The sequence below is a fragment of the Pauljensenia hongkongensis genome, assembly GCF_001746855.1.
GTDB classification, from domain to species: domain Bacteria; phylum Actinomycetota; class Actinomycetes; order Actinomycetales; family Actinomycetaceae; genus Pauljensenia; species Pauljensenia hongkongensis.
Genome location: NZ_CP017298.1, coordinates 782,541 through 786,697 on the forward strand (window position 1 = coordinate 782,541; position 4,157 = coordinate 786,697).

A 4,157-nucleotide genomic window follows, 5' to 3' on the forward strand; every position below is an offset into this window, starting at 1 on the left:
CCTGTCCGCCGTGATCCGGCTCCTCCCCGCCCCGATCCGGCTCGTCAGCGCCCTGGGCGGGGCCCCCGCGCCGGTCGAACTCGCGCGCGCACGACCACGCCATGGCGACCATCACCACGAGCAGCGCCGCCATGCCCGCCCCCAGCACGCGCACGGTCGCCGCCAGGTCCAGGGGCGACAGCCACAGCCACGCCAGGGGCACCGCGCAGTAGACGACGGCGAAGGCGAGCATCCTGTGCTGGTTGTCCGTCACGACGAAGAGGTTGGACACCGGCGAGGACACCACCATCATCGCCAGCCAGGGCACCAGGGAGCGCGCGAAGTCCCCGGCCTGGTCCCACTGCGCGCCGAACACCACGGGGAACAGCCACGGCGCCAGGGCGTACAGCGCGCCGAAGGGGACCGCGGCGCCCAGGACCGCCCGCCTCATGGTCGCCGCCACCAGGGAGCCCATCCGGCCCGGCTCCGTGCGCGACAGGGTCCGCAGGAACACCTGGCCGATGGACCCCACGATCAGGGCGACGGGCACCTGCAGCACCGCCCAGGCCAGCTGGAACTGCCCCAGCGAGGCCACCGCGGCCGATCCGATCAGCAAGTTGATGCCCGTGTTGCGCACCGCGTCGACGAGGACGTTGGGGCCCCCCAGCAACGCCATCCTGCGGTACCTGCGCGCCATCTCGCCCATGGTGGGCGCGCCGGGGCCGCCGGGGGCGCGGGCGTCGCGGCCCCGCCCCCACACGTAGGCCAGGGCGATCAGCTGGCCCACCACGGTCGCGCCGATGAGCGCGTTGAGGCCACCGCCCGCAGCCCACCCGCACACCAGCTGCAGGCCCGCCACCGCCAGGGAGCGCACCACCGAGGAGCGCGCGATGTCGCCGAAACGCCCCTTGCGCGTGAGCCAGTACTGCAGGTTCGCGGCCTGGGCGAGCGCGAACACGGTGACCCCCGATCCGCACAGCCACGCCGCCAGCTCCGCCGAGCCGTAGCGGGACGACACCCACGACGCGGCCGCCACGCACGCCAGCGACGTCAGCAGGGAGGACACGACGACGCACCGGCCGGCCAATCGCACGAGGACGCGCGCGTCGTCGTCGTCGCGCGGCAGCACCACCGACAGGTCGAAGCGGGCGGCGGCCACCGTGACCACCAGGGAGGCCACCGAACCGTAGATGCCGAAGAGCCCCTTGTCCGTGGCCGAGTAGGTGCGCGCGATGCCGATCTGCAGGACGAAGCCGATGACCTGGGCGGCCAGGGTGCCCGACAGCAGGGTCATGACCGCGGCGAGCACGGGGGACCTCCCCCGCAGCCGCGCCGCGCTCGAGCGCAGAGTTCCACTGACCCGCATGCGCCCATTTAATCAGACCCCGCCACCGCGTAGACTCGTAGGCGTCGCGTTGCCGAGGTGAGAGCGAGGAGGAGACGTGCTGCCCACCATCTCCCTGGACGCCTCGTGGAGGAGGTCCAGCGCCCCGAGGGCCGGGGGCGGGGCCGGATCCCGGACGTGGGCGTGGTCCCCCGTCGGCGACCTGCCGCCCTCGTTGTTCTCCTTCCCCTCCGACCCGGACCTGGCCCGCCTGCCCGGGCAGTGGGCCCTCGTGAGCCGCGCCGGCGGACAGGTGCGCCTCGCCGTGGATCCCATGCGCTCGCGGGTCCTGCTCTTCGCCTTCCACAACGGGCGCTGGGTCGTCGCGGACTCCCCCGACGCCCTGCGCGCCCTCGTGCCGTGGCGGCTCGACCGTGCGGGCGCCGCCCAACTGCGCCACCTCGGCTTCTCCCTGGGCGCGCGCACCCTGGTCGAGGGGGTGCGCTCGGTCCAGGCCGCGCACACCGTCGTCCTGCGCGACGACGGATCGTGGGACCAGCGCCCCTACATGCGGTACCGGCACGGCCCGGACCTGGTCGAGGACCCCGACGAGTTCGCGGGGATCTTCGGCGGGGCGCTGCGCCGGTGCGTGTCGCGCCTGGTGGCGGCGGCGGGCCGGAGCCAACTGGTCGTCCCCCTGTCGGGCGGACTCGATTCGCGGCTGCTGGCCACCGCCCTGGTCGAGGCGGGGGCCCCGCGCCTGGCCGCGTTCTCCTACGGGGTCCCCGGGTGCGGCGAGGAGGCGGTCGCCCGGGGGGTCGCCGACAGCCTCGGCATCCCCTTCACGGCGGTCCACCTGGACCCGGACCGCATGGCGGAGCGCTGGCGGAGGGCCGACGGATTCCGCCGCGCCACGTGGGGCGCCACATCCCTGCCCCACGTCCAGGACTGGTACGCCCTGGGGGAGCTGCGGTGCCGGCGCCTCATCGACGACGGCGCCGTCATCGTCCCCGGGCACACCATCGTGGGCAACGCGCACGACTGCGCCGCCCTGGCCCGGCGCCCCTCCCCGGCCCAGGCCGCCCGGCTCATCACCCTCTACCACGGCTCCCTCCAGGGAGCCCCCGGGGCCCTCAGGCGCGACCCAGACATGGCGCTGGCCCTGCGCGAGACCGCGCGCGACGCCGGAGTGGGCGCCGGCGCCAGTGAGGCGGCGCTGCAGTCATGGGTGGAGTGGTTCAACCTGCGCGAGAGGCAGGCGAAGTACATCAACATGTCGATGCGCACCTACGAGTACTTCGGGTACGGGTGGGCGGCCCCGATGCTGGACGCGGACATGTGGCGGGCGTGGCTGCGCGGCGGCCCGGGCCTGACGCGGGACCGGGGGTGGTACGCGGGCTTCGTGGACGCGCTCTACTCCTCGGTGTCGGCCTCCCCGCCGCGGGGCTACTACAGCGCGCCGGGCAACGACCACGGGATACCGCCGGGCATGAAGAGGGCGGCCCTGCGCCTCATGGGCGCCACCGGCGCGGACCGGGCGCTCGCGCGGGCGCGCTCCGTGCGCGCCCAACTGCGCCACCCGATGGGCTTCGAGGCGTTCTCCCGCCAGGTGCCGCAGCCCCTGCTGGCGCTGCGCTACATGACGGGCGCCACCGCGCTGGGCACGTGGGCGCGCCTGTTCACCGACAACCGGTGGGGCGGCCCGGGCCGGATCGTGCCTGAGGGGGAGGGCGCATGAGGACGGCGATCACGAAGGGGACCCTGCGGATCCCCCCGACGTACTTCGCCCTGGCCCACGCCGACGCCATGCCCGACATCGAGTGGAGGGCATTCACCCTGGTCGCCGACATCGCCGACCCGGCCGTCGCCGTCCCCGTCGAGCAGGCCACCCCCCTCGCTGGACGCCTGGGGGCGCGGGCCCGCGAGCGCTTGAAGTGGGGGCGCCTGGGGACGATGGCCAGGGCCGTGGAGGCGTGGGGGCCCGATGTCGTCCACCAGCAGCAGGCCACGTGGTCGCTCCCCGCGGTCCGCGCCTCGCGGCGCACCGGCGCCCCGATGGTGACGACCCTGCACGGCGGCGACGCCTACCGGGCGGGGGCGGCGCGGGGCGCTGCGGGCGGGGCGTGGAACGAGCGCAACCGCAGGGCGGCCTTCGCCCAGTCGGAGGCGCTGCTGGCGGTGTCGCGCTTCCTCGCCGGCGTCGCCGTCGCCTCGGGGGCGCCCGCGGACAAGGTGGAGGTCCACTACCAGGGCGTCGACACGGCCTTCTGGACGCCCGGGGACCCCTCCCGCAGGGCCGACGCGGAGCCCACGGTCCTCTTCGTGGGCGCCCTCACTGCGCTCAAGGGTGTGATGGACCTGGTCGATGTGTCGGCGGCGCTCGTGGAGCGCTTCCCGCACCGCCTCGTCGTCGTCGGCGAGGGCCCGCTGGAGGAGCGGGTGCGCGCGGCCGCCGGCCCCCACGTCCGCATGACCGGCGCCCTGCCGCGCGAGTGGGTGCGCGACCTCGTGCGGTCCGCGGCGGTCCTGGTGTGCCCGACGCGCAGCTCGGAGGGGCGCCAGGAGGCGGCGGGCCTGGTGCTTCTGGAGGCGCAGGCCTGCGCGGTCCCGGTGATCGCGGGCCGCGTGGGGGGCACCCCGGAGATGCTCGCCGACTCCGCAACGGGGTTCCTCACCGCCGACGGGGACCGCGACGACCTGGCCGCGGCCCTTGGCCGGGTGCTGGCGATGCCCGAGGAGGAGCGCGCTGCGATGGGGGCGGCCGCGCGGGAGTGGGTGGTGGGCAACCGCTCCCTGCGGGGGGCGACGGCCCGCCTGCGCGAGGTCTACGCGTCGCTCGGCTGAGCAGCGGGCG

At 75.5% G+C, this 4,157-nt stretch carries 3 protein-coding genes; 2 read left to right on the top strand and 1 reads right to left on the bottom strand.

Annotated elements, in window-relative coordinates:
- A partial coding sequence (locus BH719_RS03250; RefSeq protein ID WP_009743320.1) for a lipopolysaccharide biosynthesis protein occupies nucleotides 1-1,345 on the bottom strand: 1,345 nt, incomplete at its 3' end.
- A gap of 76 nt (nucleotides 1,346-1,421) precedes the next feature.
- On the opposite strand from BH719_RS03250, the gene BH719_RS03255 reads away from it, so the two are divergent.
- Entirely contained in the window at nucleotides 1,422-3,041 is a 1,620-nt protein-coding gene (locus tag BH719_RS03255) for an asparagine synthase-related protein (RefSeq protein ID WP_009743321.1), read from the top strand.
- Nucleotides 3,038-4,147, top strand: coding sequence for a glycosyltransferase (locus tag BH719_RS03260; protein ID WP_034255191.1), 1,110 nt, complete (start codon nucleotides 3,038-3,040; stop codon nucleotides 4,145-4,147). Before BH719_RS03255 ends, BH719_RS03260 begins: the two co-directional genes overlap by 4 nt.
- The last annotated feature ends 10 nt before the right edge of the window (nucleotides 4,148-4,157 follow it).